General features: G+C 44.0%; 16 protein-coding genes and 1 tRNA gene. 6 read left to right on the forward strand and 11 right to left on the reverse strand.

What is annotated here, in order from left to right; all coding sequences use genetic code 11:
- The first annotated feature begins 203 nt into the window (after positions 1–203).
- From BLT07_RS01330 to BLT07_RS01345, 4 genes are all read left to right on the forward strand, one after another.
- Positions 204–2,501 (forward strand): M28 family peptidase, encoded by a 2,298-nt coding sequence (locus BLT07_RS01330; protein WP_091864943.1) that lies wholly within the window; start codon positions 204–206, stop codon positions 2,499–2,501.
- A gap of 80 nt (positions 2,502–2,581) precedes the next feature.
- Positions 2,582–3,385, forward strand: a complete 804-nt coding sequence (locus BLT07_RS01335; protein ID WP_091864945.1) for an SDR family oxidoreductase — start codon at positions 2,582–2,584, stop codon at positions 3,383–3,385.
- A gap of 117 nt (positions 3,386–3,502) precedes the next feature.
- Complete coding sequence (locus BLT07_RS01340) at positions 3,503–3,874, forward strand: hypothetical protein (protein WP_091864947.1); 372 nt, start codon at positions 3,503–3,505, stop codon at positions 3,872–3,874.
- Positions 3,875–4,154: 280 nt separating this feature from the next.
- Positions 4,155–4,943, forward strand: a complete 789-nt coding sequence (locus tag BLT07_RS01345) for a tetratricopeptide repeat protein (RefSeq protein WP_245726419.1) — start codon at positions 4,155–4,157, stop codon at positions 4,941–4,943.
- A gap of 49 nt (positions 4,944–4,992) precedes the next feature.
- On the opposite strand, the gene BLT07_RS01350 is transcribed toward BLT07_RS01345, so the two are convergent.
- On the reverse strand, positions 4,993–5,487 hold the full coding sequence (locus tag BLT07_RS01350) for a hypothetical protein (protein WP_091864949.1): 495 nt from the start codon (positions 5,485–5,487) through the stop codon (positions 4,993–4,995).
- Between the two features lie 83 nt (positions 5,488–5,570).
- Between BLT07_RS01350 and BLT07_RS01355 the strand changes: the two genes are divergently transcribed.
- On the forward strand, positions 5,571–6,512 hold the full coding sequence (locus BLT07_RS01355; protein WP_091864951.1) for an NAD-dependent epimerase/dehydratase family protein: 942 nt from the start codon (positions 5,571–5,573) through the stop codon (positions 6,510–6,512).
- Between the two features lie 26 nt (positions 6,513–6,538).
- Here the strand turns inward: BLT07_RS01355 and BLT07_RS01360 are convergent, their stop codons facing one another.
- The 6 genes from BLT07_RS01360 to BLT07_RS01385 all read right to left on the reverse strand — a co-directional run bounded on the left by BLT07_RS01360 (position 6,539) and on the right by BLT07_RS01385 (position 12,389).
- Positions 6,539–7,012 (reverse strand): ATP-dependent zinc protease family protein, encoded by a 474-nt coding sequence (locus BLT07_RS01360; protein WP_091864953.1) that lies wholly within the window; start codon positions 7,010–7,012, stop codon positions 6,539–6,541.
- 75 nt (positions 7,013–7,087) lie between these two features.
- Positions 7,088–8,614 carry a bifunctional GNAT family N-acetyltransferase/carbon-nitrogen hydrolase family protein gene (locus BLT07_RS01365; protein WP_175455225.1) on the reverse strand — a complete coding sequence of 509 codons (1,527 nt, stop codon included), beginning with the start codon at positions 8,612–8,614 and terminating at the stop codon, positions 7,088–7,090.
- A 24-nt stretch (positions 8,615–8,638) separates the two neighbouring features.
- Positions 8,639–8,971, reverse strand: coding sequence for a hypothetical protein (locus BLT07_RS01370; RefSeq protein ID WP_091864955.1), 333 nt, complete (start codon positions 8,969–8,971; stop codon positions 8,639–8,641).
- Positions 8,968–9,945 (reverse strand): deoxyhypusine synthase family protein, encoded by a 978-nt coding sequence (locus tag BLT07_RS01375; RefSeq protein WP_091864957.1) that lies wholly within the window; start codon positions 9,943–9,945, stop codon positions 8,968–8,970. Before BLT07_RS01375 ends, BLT07_RS01370 begins: the two co-directional genes overlap by 4 nt.
- Entirely contained in the window at positions 9,932–10,873 is a 942-nt protein-coding gene (speB, locus tag BLT07_RS01380) for an agmatinase (RefSeq protein ID WP_091864959.1), read from the reverse strand. Before speB ends, BLT07_RS01375 begins: the two co-directional genes overlap by 14 nt.
- A 52-nt stretch (positions 10,874–10,925) precedes the next feature.
- On the reverse strand, positions 10,926–12,389 hold the full coding sequence (locus BLT07_RS01385) for an arginine decarboxylase (RefSeq protein WP_091864961.1): 1,464 nt from the start codon (positions 12,387–12,389) through the stop codon (positions 10,926–10,928).
- A 282-nt stretch (positions 12,390–12,671) separates the two neighbouring features.
- On the opposite strand from BLT07_RS01385, the gene BLT07_RS01390 reads away from it, so the two are divergent.
- The gene (locus BLT07_RS01390; protein ID WP_245726420.1) at positions 12,672–13,394 is read left to right on the forward strand and encodes a hypothetical protein; all 723 of its coding nucleotides are present in this window, start codon (positions 12,672–12,674) and stop codon (positions 13,392–13,394) included.
- Between the two features lie 96 nt (positions 13,395–13,490).
- Here BLT07_RS01390 and BLT07_RS01395 read toward each other — a convergent pair whose 3' ends face one another.
- The 4 genes from BLT07_RS01395 to BLT07_RS01410 all read right to left on the reverse strand — a co-directional run bounded on the left by BLT07_RS01395 (position 13,491) and on the right by BLT07_RS01410 (position 18,482).
- On the reverse strand, positions 13,491–16,169 hold the full coding sequence (locus tag BLT07_RS01395; RefSeq protein WP_091864963.1) for an MGH1-like glycoside hydrolase domain-containing protein: 2,679 nt from the start codon (positions 16,167–16,169) through the stop codon (positions 13,491–13,493).
- Between the two features lie 26 nt (positions 16,170–16,195).
- Positions 16,196–16,270: transfer RNA gene (locus tag BLT07_RS01400), tRNA-Arg, on the reverse strand.
- Positions 16,271–16,867: 597 nt separating this feature from the next.
- Positions 16,868–17,983 carry a hypothetical protein gene (locus BLT07_RS01405; RefSeq protein ID WP_091864965.1) on the reverse strand — a complete coding sequence of 372 codons (1,116 nt, stop codon included), beginning with the start codon at positions 17,981–17,983 and terminating at the stop codon, positions 16,868–16,870.
- Positions 17,958–18,482 carry a hypothetical protein gene (locus tag BLT07_RS01410; protein ID WP_091864967.1) on the reverse strand — a complete coding sequence of 175 codons (525 nt, stop codon included), beginning with the start codon at positions 18,480–18,482 and terminating at the stop codon, positions 17,958–17,960. Before BLT07_RS01410 ends, BLT07_RS01405 begins: the two co-directional genes overlap by 26 nt.
- Positions 18,483–18,549: the final 67 nt, after the last annotated feature.

Below are 18,549 nucleotides of genomic sequence, written 5' to 3' on the forward strand. Positions count from 1 at the left end.
TAAAGATAGATAAATTTTCGTTATGTTTTATAATAATTTAACCTCTTGACTATAAATTTGACACATTTCCTTTAGGTACTATGCTAAATTCTTTGTGCAATAAGGGCCTCGTCACATGCATTACCGACTTGAATTAAGGATGGGTATACCGGCATGTACGCGCTGTTTTCGAAATTTTATACCTTTATCCTTCACCACCGCACATGAAAAAATTAGCTTCCGTCCTATCCCTACTGCTTGTTCTGCTGGCCATTTACTGGAGTTTTCGGGCGTCAATGCCAGTTTACAAAAGCGACGCTGCTCTCTCGGACACCTTGTTTTCAACGGATAGAGCCCTTACACATGTAAAAGCGCTTTCCCAAAAGCCGCACGGGGTGGGTTTTCCGGCACATGAAAAGGTCCGGAAATACCTAATTGACGAATTGAAGAAAATGGGGTTGAAAACTTCGACCCAAGAAGGGTACTCCCTCGGAAAAGGCACCAACCTTAGCAAGGCAAAAAACATTTTGGCCCGAATCGAAGGTACCGGTAACGGCAAAGCCTTGTTATTGCTTTCGCATTACGATAGCAGTCCGCATTCTTCCCTCGGCGCTAGCGATGCGGGTAGCGGGGTCGCTACTATATTGGAGAGTGTGCGGGCATTTCTTTCCACAGGCAAACAACCAAAAAACGACATCATCATCCTAATTTCAGATGCGGAAGAACTAGGGCTGAACGGCGCACAGCTATTTGTCGACAAACATCCGTGGGCCAAGGATGTCGGTCTGGTCTTGAATTTTGAAGCCCGGGGCAGCGGTGGCCCGAGCTATGCCTTTATCGAAACAAATCGCGGCAACCAAAACCTATTGCTGGAATTTATTGAAGCGCATCCCGAATATCCGATGGCGAACTCGCTGTACTACAGTATCTATAAAATGCTGCCCAATGATACCGATCTGACCGTTTTTCGTGAAAATAGGGATATCGATGGCTTTAATTTTGCCTTTATCGACGATCACTACGACTATCATACCGCCCAGGATGCTTACGAACGGCTCGACAAAAACACCTTGGCCCACCAAGGAAGCTATCTGATGCCTTTACTCCACCACTTTGTGAATGCCGATTTGAACCACCTAAAAAGTCTGAACGATTTTGTGTATTTCAACATGCCGTTTTTTGGTATGGTTTCCTACCCATTTGAATGGATATGGCCGATGTTCGGGCTGGCCGTCATCTCGTTTATAGTCCTTATTATATATGGGTTCCGGCGACAAACTTTGAAGGTCCGCGGTATTTTGGGCGGGTTTCTTCCGCTTCTGATCACCTTGGCCATCAATGGAATCGTGGGGTTTTACACATGGCCGATGCTTAAATCGATGTACCCAGGGTACCAAGACATACTGCATGGCTTTACTTATAATGGCCACACCTATATTGCCGCTTTCGTACTGTTCGCAGTATCGGTCTGCTTCGGAACCTACTACAATTTCCGAAGAATAGCCGTCGCCGATCTATTGGTAGCACCCCTGTTACTTTGGATTGTATTGTGTGGACTATTGGCCGTTTACTTAGAAGGCGCAAGCTTTTTCATAGTACCCGTATTCGGCCTATTGGCCGCGTGGTACGTCGCCATGGACCAAAAACGACCGAGCCTGTTTTTGATGGTTTTTTTGGCACTTCCCGCTATATGGCTCTACAGCCCTTTGATTGTTGGGTTTACCGTCGGGCTCGGCCTAAAAATGCTAGTAGCCTCTACCCTATTGACCACCTTGACCTTTTTTCTATTGCTTCCCGTTTTCGGATTTTATAGGAACAAAAAATCCCTCGCCTATATCGGTTTGGTTCTTTTCTTTGGATATTTTGTTTCCGCCCATTTTAATTCCGGTTTCGATGCCGATACCGCCAAACCCAGTAGTCTTGTCTATATTATAAATGAGGATGCCAATTCAGCGCAATGGGCGACCTACGACCAAGTCTTGATTGATTGGAACAACGCATTTTTGGGAAAGGAAAAGCAGTCGGCGGAAACAGGAAGTCTTCCTATCTTGAGTAGCAAATATAATTTAGGATTCAGTTACGTGGCCGATGCCGAAATGAAGGGAATCAAAGGCCCATCCCTAGAAAAAAAAAGGGATACGATTATCGGAGAGGAGCGTCTGCTTGAAATACGGATAGTTCCGCAGCGAAACGTCAATCGCCTCGAGATATTTACGAACAATTCGCCTATTATTTCGGCCTCGGTAAACGGCCTACCGCTCTCTTCCTATGATCTGCCGAACAAAAACACCCATAGATTGGTTACCCATTACATCAGCGACAATGATGCTACGGAGCTGCGATTGACCATTCCCAAAACAGAAAGACTGGTCCTTACCTTTAATGAAGCGTCCAACGACCTTTTACAGCATCCGTTTTTTGAGGTTCCTCAGCGGCCGGCGAACAGTATCCCGATGCCGTTTGTGCTGAACGATGCGATTATAACGGTCAAAACCTTGGTATTTGACATCGGGGAAGAGTAAGATTTAGCGTTGGGTGCCCGGTAAAAATACAAACTGATCGAAAAACGAAATGATATTCTAAAATACAAACAGGGCAATATATGACGAACACAATAGCCATTATGGGCTGCGGATGGCTGGGGCTGCCTTTGGCCAAGGTTTTGATAGCGGATGGATGCCAAATTCACGGCAGTACGACATCCAAAGAAAAAATGGGAAAGTTGGCAGCTGCAAGTATCCATCCTTTTTTGATCTTGCTTTCAGAGGAGGGTATCGAAGGGGATATCGAAGGCTTTCTATCCAATGTGGATGCACTGGTCATCAACGTTCCGCCCAAACTGAGGGGCGGCCATAAAGAAAACTACGTCAAAAAGATGCAACTGCTATATGAGGCAATAAAGGCATCGACAGTAAAAAAAGTCATTTTCGTGAGCAGCACCTCAGTGTATGGGGATATCGATGGCGAGGTGACGGAAGAGACTACACCCGAACCTGTAACGGAATCGGGCAAACAGCTTGTTGTTTCCGAGGATATCTTCCGGAACGACTCTTCGCTCATGGCTACCATAATCCGATTTGGCGGATTGATAGGTCCGGACAGACATCCTGTAAGGATGCTTTCCGGAAGAAAAAATCTATCCAACGGGAACGCCCCGGTCAATCTTATCCAATTGGACGATTGTATCACGATCATCACCGAAATTCTGCAAAAGAATTGGTGGGGCGAAACCTTTAACGGGGTCTATCCGTACCATCCGACGAAACAGGAATACTACACTTCAAAAGCCATCGGAAAAGGATTACAAGCTCCTGATTATAATGCCACTAGCTTAAAAAAAGGTAAGATTGTGTCTTCTTACACACTTACAAATGTTAAGAATTTCGAGTTTACTACACCGTTGTAGTAAACGTACACCACACCTTTTCGCCTTTTTACAACAAAGTCCGCCGATTGTTGTTAACGAAGCCTGTATTTCATCGATTTAGACCTAAATTTGGTTATTAGTTTAAAACTCTTTGCCATGGAAAATTCAAGTTTACGGAGGCGGGTTTTGATGGAAATCGAAAACTTGGTCGCCAGTAGTTGTCCGAAGCAAAAAGTTCCCCAGAAATTTGAAAACTTACATGTAGCGATCTTGAAAAATCACTATAATGCGACGGATGTCATTTTCGATTATCACAGAAAAAGGGTAGTATTGGATATCGTAATGGACGATAGGGATTATGATCCGAAAACAATCAACCTCTATATCCCTACCTTGCATGCCAATCTATGGTTCCGGAACCTCTATGATTTTTTACAGACCTGTATCGACAGGGATTCGAAAAGCGTGGCGTTTTATGCCGGACTTTTACAATCATACCAAAACAACGGGATGCATCTCGTTGTCTGACAAGTAACAACCAAACCTACCTATGAAAAAGGATGTCTTCGGGCATCCTTTTTCTATGGTTATCCAAGTAGATTTGGTATAATACCGGTATGTGCTTTTAATCATTGTTCTTGCCCCTGCTCTCTTACTAGAAACAATATACAGCGCCAATCGAAGGTGGTTTGCTATCCTCTCATAAATTCATCTTTCAGTCTTTGAACTCTTTAACAGATTAACAGCGATAATTATATTAATTTTGCGCACCGAAAATAGAAATAGACATCCTATTAAAATCGAACACATGAAAAAATTAGCAACGCTATTACTTTTTAGTATTTTCTTCACCGCGACCGCCCAGACCACTAACGATCTGCAAAAACACTTTGAGGCCTTTTATCAAGAGATGCGTCAACAAGGCGATGTCGATGGAGTGGTCAATGCGTTGACTCATTTGAACGTACTGTCGCCATCAAAGCAACGCAAAGATACCCTTGCCTATGTTTATGCCAATAATAACCAACACTTACAGGCCCTGAACACCATCGGTATCGAGTTGGACTCCTCAGACTCCGATATGGCGGTGCAGGTCAAGGCGATTTCTCTAAAGGCCTTGAACCAGCCCAAGCGCGCCCTCGAGCAGTTTCAGGAGCTTTTTGATCGACAGCCGAACGTGTATCTGGCCTATGAACTTGCCGACCTTAAGATACAGACTGGCGACAATGCAGGGGCGGTCACCAACATCGAATATGGCATCACCAATGCCAAAGACGATATGAAATACGCGTTTTACGAACGACAGCAGCCCTACGAAGTACCTCTAAAAGCGGCCTTTTTACACCTAAAGGCCTTAACGCAATATAATAAGGACAAAGATAATGTTGATGCCGCCATTGCACTCATCGACGAGGCCCTGGCCATCGACCCGAATTTTAACTTGGCCAGTCTGAGCAAGCAAGCCTTGGTGGCCCGCAAAAATCCGCCTCCCGCTACCCCAGCTCCCGATTCCGTGAAAACTAAGACGAAGGTCGAAGAGCCCACCGTTCCTGGAAAAAAAGCGAAGAAAGACAAAAATAAGAAGGATGGGGATTGAGTAAATGAGTAATAAAAGGCTCATGGCCTTTATAACTGCCCGCTCCGTTTCACTCCTCCAATATCAGATCGGTATCCAAGGTATTGTTCACCACAACGTTGAACTGGTTGCGAAAGGCGTTGTAGGCCTTTATCATTTCGACTACGGATTCTTGGGGGTCAATGCGGTAGTAGATATCGCCCTTGACCTTTAAAATATAGGTCTTGAACACTTTTTGACGGCTTTTTACCTGCGGTTTATCAAACACTTCGGGGTATTTAGACGCTTCTAACGCGTTCTGTTTTTCAATCAAATCCTCGATCGTAAGACTAAGATCATCGCGATTCGCTACATTGTAAAGCGCATCAAAACTGGTTTCAAAAACAGTGAATTCGGGCCAATCTTTTAAGATGTCTCGCGCTTTTGAATCAACCTCCAATTTATCAGGCCATTTTTCGGTGGATAGTTCGTAAGTGGAAGTATCGCTAGAGACCAGGTCCGCTTTCTTATCCTTACACGATGTAAAACCGAAACAAATTAGTATTAAAAGGATGAATCTTACCATAAATCAAAGATATGAATTTTAGGAAACGGTATCTTTGCGCCCCTGAACTTATCTTGGGTTCAAGTTTCATTTAAAGAGATTCCATGCAAAAATCCATTTTAATAGTGGGTGCCTGCGGCCAGATAGGTACCGAACTGACCTACGCACTAAGAGACAAATACGGGAACGAAAACGTCATCGCCAGCGACATACGCGAAGGCAACGATGATCTGATGGGGTCCGGACCTTTTGAGATACTCGACGCGACCGATTACGATGCCTTGGAAGAGGTGGTCGCCTACTACGAAATCGACGAAGTTTATCTGATGGCGGCGATGTTAAGTGCAACGGCGGAGAAATTTCCCATGCGGGCCTGGAACCTTAATATGAATTCCCTATTCAACGTTCTGAATCTGGGCAAGGAGAAGAAAATCGAGAAAATATTCTGGCCATCGAGCATCGCCGTTTTTGGAATGAATACGCCGAAGTCCGATACGCCTCAAAGCACGATTATGGAACCTAGCACGGTATACGGTATCAGCAAACAATCGGGCGAACGCTGGTGCGATTATTACCATCATAAATTCGGTGTAGATGTGCGTAGCGTACGTTATCCGGGACTCATCAGTTGGAAGACCAAGCCTGGAGGCGGTACCACTGATTACGCCGTGGAAATTTATCATAAGGCCTTGGCCGAGGCAAAATATACTTGCTTCCTAAAAGCAGATACCGCCTTGCCCATGATGTTTATGGACGATGCGATCCGCGCCACTTTGCAAATTATGGATACCGATTACGAAAAAGTAAAGATTCGATCCTCGTACAACCTGTCTGCAATGAGTTTTACGCCCTCTGAAATAGCAGAAATTATCAAAAAACATATTCCGGATTTTGAAATTTCTTACGACCCTGATTTTCGGCAAGCCATCGCCAATTCTTGGCCGAGTAGTATTGATGACTCTAGCGCGCAGTTGGATTGGGGCTGGAAAGCGGAATTTGATTTGGAAAAAACTACTGAAGAAATGTTGGGGAATTTAAAGAAATAGGATTTATGGGATTTGCCGCGTCATTTTCACTTAGAGAATTGGGAATACTTTTGCAAAACTTCCTCCTGTGTAAGCTTACCAAGAAGGCATTGCTCAACAGGATTGATCAGATAACGCTTGTTCAAAGCTTCCCGTCCTAAAAGCATTCTGTAGTTCATGGTATCTCTACTGGCGAGGGTCAGTTTAATTAGATACGTATCCTCACCTAAAGTTAGTGCCGTTCGAATCATCAAACGCTCTTCGGAGGCTCCCATACTGCTCTTGATCATTTTACTGCGGAGCAACTTGGCCTCACATTTGATCAAGATACTCGAATCATCCTGGATGGGATCAACTTCGAACCGCACCCAATCAACGCCATCTTTACTGAAAATTTCGATATTGGACGCATGAATAGACGAGGTCTTCGCCCCTGAATCGACCCTTGCCTTGATGGCGGGTATACCCAATTTTTTAAATACACACCATTCGTCACTTCCGATAATCTTTAAATTCTCCAAGCCCTTATCAATTTTCGAATTACCCTTATTTTTCGTCTTTATTCTCTTTTTCCTACAGGCAGGTGTTTTCAAACATCACTTCCTCCGCAACTCATAAATATCCGTCCGTCTATCTTTCAAATTGCGTACGGCGCCGAATTGGTTCAGCTCACGCAACAGGTCGATATCGACATCGGCTATGAGGATCATTTCGGCATTAGGCGTCGCTTCAGCCTTCACACCATTGGTGGGGAAGGAAAAATCACAAGGTGTGAACACCATCGATTGGGCGAATTGTATGTCCATATTATGCACTTTGGGCAGGTTACCTACACTACCGGCTACGGCTACATAACATTCATTTTCGATGGCCCGGGCCTGGGCGCAGTGATGAACCCTTGAAAATCCGTTTTGGGTATCGGTCAGAAAAGGTACGAAGAGAATGTCCATTCCGTCATCGGCCAAGAGTCTGCTCAACTCCGGAAACTCTACATCGTAGCAAATAAGAACGCCAATCTTTCCACAATCCGTATCGAACGTTTTCAAACCTTTACCGCCCTGCATGCCCCAGATTTTCGCTTCGTCGGGGGTAACATGTAATTTTTCGTAGCGTTCTACCGAGCCATCCCTTTTACAGATATGACCGACATTGTAAAGACTTTCGCCCTTCATCTCGGGCATACTCCCGGTGATGATATTAATGTTATAGGATACCGAAAACTCGGAAAATTTCTGAACGATGGCCTCGGTATGTTTCGCAAGTTCACGAATAGCCTCCGCTTCGGGCATGTGATTGTTTTCAGCCATCAAAGGTGCGTTGAAAAATTCGGGGAACAAGGCGAAATCGGACCGGTATCCGGAAACGGAATCAATAAAGAACTCCGCCTGCTGCAAAAGGTCATCCAAATTCTTGTAGGACCGCATCTGCCATTGAATCAATCCCAAACGCACCACCTTTTTCTTGGCGGCCACTTTTTTCGATGGTTTTTGGTAATAGATATTGTCCCATTCCATCAAGACCGCAAAATCGTTGGAGGCTTCGTCGCCTGCTAGATAGTTCTTTAAAATTTTTGCGGGATGAAAATCGTTGTTGATTTGAAAACTAAGTACGGGGTCATGAATTTCTTTCCGCCTTACCTTTTCGATGTACTTTTTGGGTGTTAAGGTATCGGCATATTCATGATAATTCGGAATTCTACCGCCGAATGCGATACTCTTCAAATTCAACTTCTCGCAAAGTTCCTTTCGGTAATCGTAGAGCCTTCTTCCCAACCGCAATCCACGGTATTCCGGCTTAATAAATATATCGATTCCGTAAAGTACGTCACCGTCTTCGGTATGTGTACTGAATGTTTCTTGGCCGGTAATCTCTTGATAGGTATGATTGTCTTCGAAGCGGTCGTAGTCGACGATAATAGAAAGGGAGCAGCCTGCCAATTGCCCGTTTACCTTAATGACCGCTTGACCTTCGGGAAACATTTTGATCAGTGATTTGATTTGTTTTTCTTCCCAGTAGTTGTCAGGTATATTTTTATAAATCTCTTTCATGGCCGTTTTCAGTTCCTGATAATCCTTCAGGTCTAAAAACTTCAGTTCAACATTTTCTATATCCTTTGCAATCATATGGTGTATTTGGTGTTTGAACTATCAGTCCTCATCATCCTCTTCTTCTTCCATGGCCTCTGGATCTGGCTCCAGGATCGCATCCGGATCGTCGTCTTCAAAATCCTCGTAGTCGTCTTCATCGTAGTTTTCCATGGTGTATTCGAGCTTGGCGCTGATTTTTACCAGGTATTTGGTATCCTCGGTAAGCACCTCAACGGCCTCGACGCGTTCGCCTTGGGAATTCTTAAAAGTGATGATATTTCTATCGTCATAACCATCGGGATACCTTTCGACCAAAAGTTTTAGCACTTCTGGCGTCAGTTTTTTGAAGTCGACGATTACACGTTTTAAATTTGTATTGTTCTGTTTACTCATAAGTCTAAAAGATAGGCAAAAATTAAGGGCGCAACAATAGTGGCGTCGCTTTCTATTATAAATTTAGGGGTGTTGATGTCCAGTTTCCCCCACGTGATCTTTTCATTGGGCACAGCACCGGAATAGGAACCGTAACTGGTTGTCGAATCGCTGATTTGGCAGAAATAGTTCCAAAAGGGCGTATCGGTACGTTCCAAATCTTGATAGAGCATGGGTACGACGCAGATGGGAAAATCACCGGCAATGCCTCCACCGATCTGAAAAAATCCTATTCCGTTGTGAGAATTATTGGTGTACCAATCGGCCAAAAATGTCATGTATTCGATTCCAGATTTCATGGTGCTGGCCTTAAGTTCGCCCTTGACCACGTAGGAGGCAAAAATATTGCCCATGGTACTGTCTTCCCAACCGGGACAGATAATAGGCAAGTTTTTTTCGGCCGCGGCGTACATCCAAGAATCCTTGAGGTCAATTTCGTAATGTTCTTCAAGAACTCCCGAAAGCAACAATTTATACATGTACTCATGCGGCAGGTAGCGTTCCCCATTTGCCTCGGCATCCTTCCAAATCTTGACAATATGCTCTTGAATTCTTCGGAAGGCTTCTTCTTCAGGAATGCAAGTATCCGTTACACGGTTCAATCCTTTTTCCAACAAATCCCACTCATCCTGGGGGGTCAGGTCGCGATAGTTCGGAACGCGCTTGTAATGGGAATGCGCCACAAGGTTCATAATATCCTCCTCTAAATTAGCTCCCGTACAAGAAATGATATGTACTTTATCTTGCCGTATGATTTCCGCAAAAATCTTGCCCAGTTCGGCAGTGGACATCGCCCCCGCCAAGGAAACCAACATTTTTCCGCCTTTTTCAAGCTGCGCTTCATAGCCCTTGGCGGCATCGACCAGCGCGGCAGCATTGAAATGCAGATAATACTTTTCAATAAATTTTGATATTTCTCCTTTAGTCTTCGTCATCATCAAATTTTGAAGGGGTGTTGCCCGAACGTTGATCGACATCATAGGTGTTGTCATATTCCACGTCCGCAGCTTCGCCCATAAATTTATAGCTTAACATCTTGTAATACAATTTTGCCGCCAAGAAATCGGAGGATTTGTCGTTCGGATTCGGACAAAGTTCGACAATATCGAAACCGACCACATTTTTCTCTTCAAAGACCTGTTTTAAGAACTCCAAGGTCTCGTACCAGAATAGTCCTCCTGGCTCGGGAGTTCCCGTCGACGGCATGATGGAAGGGTCCAACGCATCGAGGTCAAAAGTGATGAGTACGTTATCGGTCATTGCCTCGATTACCTTATCCATCCAAAATTCATCATTGACCGTGTCATGGGCGAAGAAGGTCTTTTCTTCGTCCATAAAGGTTTTTTCGATAATATCCATGGAGCGGATACCGACCTGAACCAGATTGGTAGTCTGACTGGCCTCATGTACGGCACAGGCGTGATTGTATTTGGAGCCCTCGTACGATTTCCGTAAATCGGCATGGGCATCGATCTGAAGCACGGTCAGGTTATCGAAACACTCGTTAAAAGCGCGGATAGTTCCGATGGAAATGGAATGTTCCCCACCAAAAAGGGTAACGAACTTGTTGCGCTTGATATGTTCCTTCACCGTTTTATGCACCGCATTGACCACGGCTTCCGGAGATTGGTTTTCGGTAATGGCGTCGGCCAAATGGATACCCTGTTCGTAGACCTCGGTATCGGTCTCAATATCATATAGCTCCATATTTTCAGAGGCGTCCAAAAAAGCCTGTGGCCCCTTATCGGCCCCTTTGCCCCAAGTGCTGGTGCCATCGTAAGGCACGGGTATCAAGACTACCTTTGCCGTTTCCAGTTGTGCGAATTCGTCGGGTATGCCCGCGTAATTCTTTGATGTGCTCATTGTAATAAAGTTATAATGGTTATTTCTTTTCTTTTTTACCCGGTTATTTAAATCATTTCTCTATACCTGCCTTCTCCTTTTTATCCTTTACTATTTCTTTTTTCCGATTTTCATCTCCTTCGGCACCATACCCTAATATTCCTAAAAGGTCCTCGGCTTTCTGTTCCGGACTAAAAAGTTCATAGGTGAGGTTACCTTTTTTATCCTTGTCGATCAAAATATGCTTAGGTTGGGGAATCAGGCAATGCTGCAACCCGCCATATCCGCCGATGGTCTCTTGATAGGCACCCGTATTGAAAAATCCTATATATAAAGGCTTGTCCCTTTTATATTTTGGCAAATATATGGCGTTCATATTCTGTTCACTGTTGTAATAATCGTCGCTGTCGCAGGTGAGTCCGCCCAACAGCACCCGCTCGTACTCATCATTCCACCGGTTGATGGGCAGCATGATAAAACGTTTGTTGATGGCCCAGGTGTCGGGCAAGGTGGTGATAAACGACGAATCGATCATGTTCCATTTTTCCCGGTCGTTCTGTTGTTTTTGATAAAGGATTTCGTAGATGGCGCCACCACTTTCCCCGACCGTAAAACTTCCGAATTCGGTGAAGATATGAGGTACCGGCACCTCGGCTTCCGCACAGGCAATATTGATCTGGTTGATGATCTCATCGATCATATATTGGTAATCGTATTCAAAGTGCAACGAATTTTTTATGGGAAATCCACCGCCGATGTTCAGACTATCCAAAGTTGGACATATCTTTTTCAACCGCACGTATACTTTAAGGCATTTTACAAGCTCGTTCCAATAATAGGCATTGTCACGAATTCCCGTATTGATAAAGAAATGCAACATTTTCAGCTCTACCTTATCATTGTCCTTGATTTGATTTTCGTAGAACGGCACGATATTTTTATACCCGATGCCCAAACGCGAGGTATAGAACTCGAATTTCGGCTCCTCTTCGGATGCAATGCGTATTCCTACTTGAAAATCACCTTCGATAGCCTCCGACAATAGCTCTATTTCTTCATAGTTATCGATGATGGGGATGCAATTCTTATGCCCCTCGTTCATCAACCTGGCAATATTCTCGACATATTGGTCCCGCTTAAAACCGTTGCAGATGACATACGTGTCATCTTTGATTTTTCCATCCTTTTTCAGCTTTTCCACAATATTGATATCAAAAGCCGAAGACGTTTCTATATGGATGTCGTTCTTTAAAGCCTCATTCAAAACATGCTTAAAATGGGAGCTCTTGGTACAATAACAGTACTGATACCTGCCCTTGTACGCATGTTTTTCGATAGCTTGGGCGAACCAGTTCTTGGCGCGGCCAATATTATCGGATATCTTTGGCAGATACGTGAACTTTAAGGGACTACCATATTTTTCCACGAGTTCATTTAAGGGGATGTCGTGAAAACGAAGGTATTCGTCGTCAAGGGTAAATTCCTCTTGCGGAAAATAATAGGTCTGATCAATAAGATCAATATATTTGGTGTTCATGCGCTATTTGGATCGTGTGAGATTCTTTATGGAAGGAAAATATAAATATGATTCTTAAAAATGCATAGTACGATTGCTAAAAAAACTGCTTCAATGCGTATGGAATACTAGTTATATGAGTCATTATCGCGCCTCGAATCAAGGTCAGCCCGTTCGGCATAACAAATGAAAACAAAAAATCGCACAAAACAAGGGTTTCGGTAAAATTTACCAAGAATTGACAAGTTTGGGTTTCAATCGGTATTTCATTTATTTCTATATTTAAGGATAAAATCACAACGCATGAAGACCATAAAACACATCCGCATTTTGACTATCGGTTTTTTCTTTGGATGTACCGTCGCAATGAACGCCCAGATCCAGCCCGGCGTCTATATTTCGGATACGGACAACACACGCCACGAACTGAAAATCGATGATGACTACATGGTATATACCGAATATCGGCAATCCCCACCGAAATTCATTAGGACACTCGGAGGATTCTCCCATGTCGAAGAAGCTACGGGAAAACGCTTGGTGGTCGTGCTTGAATTCAATTCGAACTATGAAAAAGATTCGTTGCGCACGCTGAGCATTCCCATGGAAATCAATGGCAAAAACTTGGTGCTGGATTGGAATTTAAAAATGACATTCAAACCTTTGGGGAAAAAGGAGCAAGATTTAGACGGTGCATGGCTTTTCGCCACACGGGGACCGGATGAAGGCCAAGAACGGCGCGGCGAAGAGAACCCCAGAAAGACCTTAAAATATCTTCATGATGGCCGTTTTCAATGGATTGCCTACAACACCGACACCTTCGAGTTCTTCGGTACGGGCGGTGGTTCGTTTTCTTCGGAGGATGGAAAGTACATAGAAAACATCGATTTCTTTTCAAGGGACGATTCCCGCGTGGGGGCGACTTTGGACTTCGGTTACGAAATCAAGGATGACGATTGGCACCATACCGGCAAAAATAGTAAGGGGGAGCCGTTGTATGAGATTTGGGCGCAGCGGGAGTATTAGGCCCCAAAAATTTCGAGGGTGACCGTTGGCCGTCTTGTATGAAATGTCAAATTGTAATACTAAAACCCTCAAATAAAGCGCTCAATCAAAATATGCTCACCGACTTTCGGCCATGACCTTTTGAATTTGGCTGTCATCCATCTTCTTATCCCCTTTATCAGCTTCCATATCCATAATCAAATTCGCGATTAGCGCAGTCCATCCGGTTTGGTGGGAGGCTCCGAGGCCTTTACCGGTATCGCCGTCGAAAAACTCGTAGAAGAAATGCTCGTTCTTGAAATTTGCATCTTTTGAAAACACCTGGTTCGGACCATCGGTATGATAATGGAATTTGCCCGATTTATCCTTCTCAAAAAGTTTTATTAGCCGTTTGGTCAGGGCATTGGCAATCTCACGAAGATTCAGTTTGACGCCCGATCCCGTGGGAAATTCATAAACATATTCCGGCCCGTAGTACGTGTAATACTTGCGGAGGGACTGTACGATCATATAATTCAAGGGCATCCAAATAGGGCCGCGCCAGTTCGAATTACCGCCGAACATGTTCGAACGGCTTTCGCCGGGTTCGTACTGTATCTGATGGTGACCATGGTGTCGGAACACAAAAGGATGCTTTTCATGATATTTCGAAAGGGAGCGAATGCCGTAATCGGATAAAAACTCGTCTTCATCTAACAGTCTCTTCAGTAGATGCTCTAATCGAAAGCCACGCATTATTGAAAACAGATGGTCTCCATTGGCGTTTTTTTCTTCGATTCGGGAAATTAGGGATGCGAGATCAGGTCTTGTCCTGATAATTTCTGCCGCCCTGACCTTAAAATCCTTTAATTCTGCAAACAAGTTACTGGGAATAATTTCAATCGCGAAAAGGGGTATGACCCCCACCAACGATCGTACCTTCAGCCTATCGGTCATACCGTTCGACATTTCGACCACATCATAATAAAAGCTATCGGTATCGTCCCAAAGCGATATATCCTCTTTGCCGATATGATGCATAGCCGAGGCAATATTTAAAAAGTGTCTGAAAAATTTGGATGCGGCCTCTTCGTAGTTTTTATTCGTTTTGGCCAGTTCTAATGACATCCGCAGCATGTTAAGGGTGAACATGGCCATCCAACTGGTTGCGTCGGCCTGTTGCATGCGAGCAATGCCCGAGGGCATGTGGTTGCGGTCGAACACCCCTATGTTATCGAGCCCCAAGAATCCTCCGTCAAATAGATTGGTACCGTGTTTATCCTTTTGGTTCACCCACCAAGTAAAGTTGATCATCAGTTTTTGGAAGGCCCTTTCCAAATAATCGGTATCACCTTTCCCGGTGCGCCCCTTATCCTTTTCATAGACATTCCAAACGGCCCACGAATGTACGGGGGGATTCACATCACTAAAATTCCACTCATAAGCGGGAATTTGTCCGTTCGGATGCATATAATTCTCCCGAAGTACCAACAACAGCTGCTCTTTGGCAAAATACGGATCGATTTCAACGAACGATGCCATGTGAAAGGCCAAATCCCAAGCAGCGTACCAAGGGTATTCCCATTTATCGGGCATGGAGATAATGTGTCGGTTCGTCAGGTGGTGCCAGCTTGCGTTTCGAGAATCTACCCGATAGGGCTTCGCTTCCCCAGAGCCTCCGAAAAGCCATTTATAAACATCGTAATAATAGAATTGCTTCGTCCACAATAGACCGGAGAAGGCTTTTCTTGCAATCTCTTGATGCGCCTCCGGTAAGTCTTTTTGTATAATGTCATCATAAAAATCTTCACATTCCCGGATTCGTTGTTCAAATATACTGTCAAAATTAGCAAAAGGATCTTTCAATTTCTTTTTGCGCAAGCGCACACGTACCGTCTTTTTTTCACCGGCCTGTAGATTGAAAGTATGCCAAATTGCCATCTTTGAGCCTTTCTTATCCGGATTTACAGTTGCTTTTCCGTTTATGACATGATCGTTGATACCATCCTTAACATAATCTACCTCGTTAGGAACGCCATAAATATGTTGGTTGTTGGTCTCGTTTTCACAAAAAAGCTGTTCGCCCTTCTCATGATAGAAATAATATCTTCCGTTGCGTACACTGCGTGAACGCACACAGTCTTCAGACAAGGATTTCATACCCGGTCGCTCGAAACGTTCGTTGTGTTTCCAAAAATTTCGGAACCATAGGTGTGGCAGCACATGTATCTTCGCTTTTCGAGACCCCCTGTTTACTACGGTCACTTTCATGAGAATATCGCCTACGTCAGCTTTGGCATACTCTATAAAGCAGTCGAAATAGGCATTGTTCTTGAACACACCAGTATCGAGTAACTCATACTCCGGTTCGTCTCGGCTTCTTTTGTTTTTCTTAACCAAGTCGGCGTACGGAAATTTCTTGTGCGGATACTTGTACAGATACTTGCAGTAGGAATGAGTCGGGGTAGATACCTGATGGAAGTAGAGTTCTTTGACGTCTTCCCCATGGTTGCCTTGGTCGTTGGTAAGGCCAAACAGGCGCTCCTTTAGAATTCTGTCCTTACCGTTCCAAAAGGCAGGGGCCAGGCAAAGTATCTCCCGCGAGTCGCAAAAACCGCCAATACCCTCTTCCCCCCATCGGTAGGTATTGCTACGCGCTTTTTCATGGTCTACAAAATTCCACGCATGCCCGTGTACGCTGTAATCCTCACGAACAGTACCCCATTGTCTTTCGGCGAGATACGGCCCCCATCTTTTCCAATTTTTATAATTATCGGGAAAGGCCAATCTTTCGGCCTCGGCATTTTTGTTGTTCATATAATGGTCGGTACGGTTTTTTGATTTGGTAGCCTCGGCAAGAATCGAACTTGCATCTAAAGTTTAGGAAACTTCTATTCTATCCATTGAACTACGAGGCCGTATATTAGGGACGGCAAAAATAAAGTTTTTTTCGGGAGCCATGAAAATCCGCCACAACTTATTTAATTCCAGTTAGCAAGTTATCGAAAACTGGGATATCTTGAAATGCTGAAAGCCAACCAAAAGCCTAAAGACCCTTTTCTTTGTTGATATCGTAATCGCATAAGTCGTCGGCGTGCTGGCACTAGATTTGTACCTTTCTGATAAATCATCGAAAAACCTTGAATCATACGGTTTAGTAGGGAACTAACTACCTGATATTAAGTGGCACTCAGCAATGCCTGGGGCATGTTCGATATTTCATGTACGATGCGGTCGGTGAGAATCCTTTTTGTTTATGGCTTAAAAAGTGCTCGGCTACCTTGGCTATGGTCCGTGTGAAACCAGGTTTTGGTCATCGTTTACCTCGCCATTTCGATTCGCCGCTCCAACCTAATGACCGGTGGGGAATCGATTATCTTTTGTTTCGGCGATGGCAAGGGCGCCAAACAGTTCAGATTATTCAGGTGACACACTGGCTGGGATACATGCTAAGGTCTTCGAGCGTTTATTCCATCGGCGGTAACCAAAAAACTCCTCCTCAACATAGCACGAAACTATCTTTTATCAATTTTTGCTATTTTAGGGAGGCGTATCAATAAGATTACACCACAAACGATAGTAAACGACCACAAGAGAAAATCCATAAAATGTTCAAAATAGATGAAAGGCGCATAATTGTGATAATTGTAAACCGGAAGATCGGTAAGAAGTACCGTGATTTTGAAGACTGCCATAATCATCGCCGCATATATAAAATACTTGACCTTGTCAGCGTATGAGTTCCGATATTTTTGGTATAGCAAAGTGAGTACCGGTGAAACCAAAAAAATACCATAGCACAATACGTTCAGGGCAAAACTTAGATTGAGGACCAATAGGTTCGTTAGGTGAAAAATACTGGCCACGGTCAGATAGAACAGCCAGTACTTTCGTCCCTTCAACAAGAAGAAAAAACCGGAAACTTCGAAGAGCGCGGCCAAATAATCGAGCGGCTCGAACAGATAACCGGGTACTTTTAAAACATAGGGCGCTAAAAGATACTGGTTTTCACTATTGAAAAAACAATAGTAGACCCAATCTAAAAAACCACTGGTGTTCGAATCAAAATCGATCCAGCTAAGGCATTTCGCCAGTCCGGCATTAAAATAACCGAAAGCGATGATGATGCCCATAACGATAAGCGAAATTGTTTGTGTTCTGGCGGGTAATGCCTGATCCTTTCGCAATGCAAATTGTGTTCCCGAATTGGTAAAGCCCAAAACAGGATAGGTGAACAAAAATAAATTGGTGTAGTGATCGACCTTTCCAAAACTAAACGAATAGGAATAGAGCATACTGCTTAAAAGGAAAAGTAGCAAAAGACAGCTTCGCGTATAAATTCCTAACGTAATAAGGAGCAAGAGAATGATGACGACCACATCAAAGAAAACATACACGGAGCCCGGTAGAAAGTCGTCGGTGAGGTAGGCAAAACTCAGAAACTGTGGATCGAAAAAACCAGGGGGCACCTCGTTCAACCAAGACCAGGAAGGTAAAAAATAGGATAATAAGAGTGCCCCAAAAAAAATACGGAACAAGGCCAGCTGCCGAGTGCTGACACGGGTGGACAACTCCACACGATCGAAAAAACGTTTTAAGGCTAAATCAATAGAGGTCAAGAATCGTATCATTCATTAGTGTTGTTTCCTCGTAATAGGTCCCATTCCTTGGGATGACAATTAGGTCTTTTTTCAATATCAATACCGAGTCGGTGCAACCTTGCTCCAGTAATCGTTGCCTTATCCAAATTTTTGTAGCTTGTATGTCCGTTTCCGATATTTTCGATTTTAGCTTTACGGGTATGCCCAGTCTGGTAGTTCTAAAGGAATGTCCGTTGAAATCACGTAACCCAAAACGGTCTTCATACAAATAATCGAAATACCCCACGCGTATATTTTGGAGAAATCGGGACTTTTCCAACTTTTTAAGCTGCCCATCCATCGTGTATCCATAGATTTCATTGGATGGTAATCGGACTTCATCGCCCAAAGCAGTTTTATTGGAACCAAAAGGAAGAATGATTGAGGGGAAGGGTTCCAAGCGATAGTCGATCAGCCTTAACGTATAGGGTATGCCCAAGATTACGATCAGAAAAATAAGAAGACGAATATGTTGGAATTTGGATAACACTAAAACTTATATTTTTTGCATGCCCATTCTTGGGAATTAGCAAGTGTGGGATCGCCTAGAACCGATG

The sequence above is a fragment of the Pricia antarctica genome (genome assembly GCF_900101815.1).
In the GTDB taxonomy this organism is placed as follows: domain Bacteria; phylum Bacteroidota; class Bacteroidia; order Flavobacteriales; family Flavobacteriaceae; genus Pricia; species Pricia antarctica.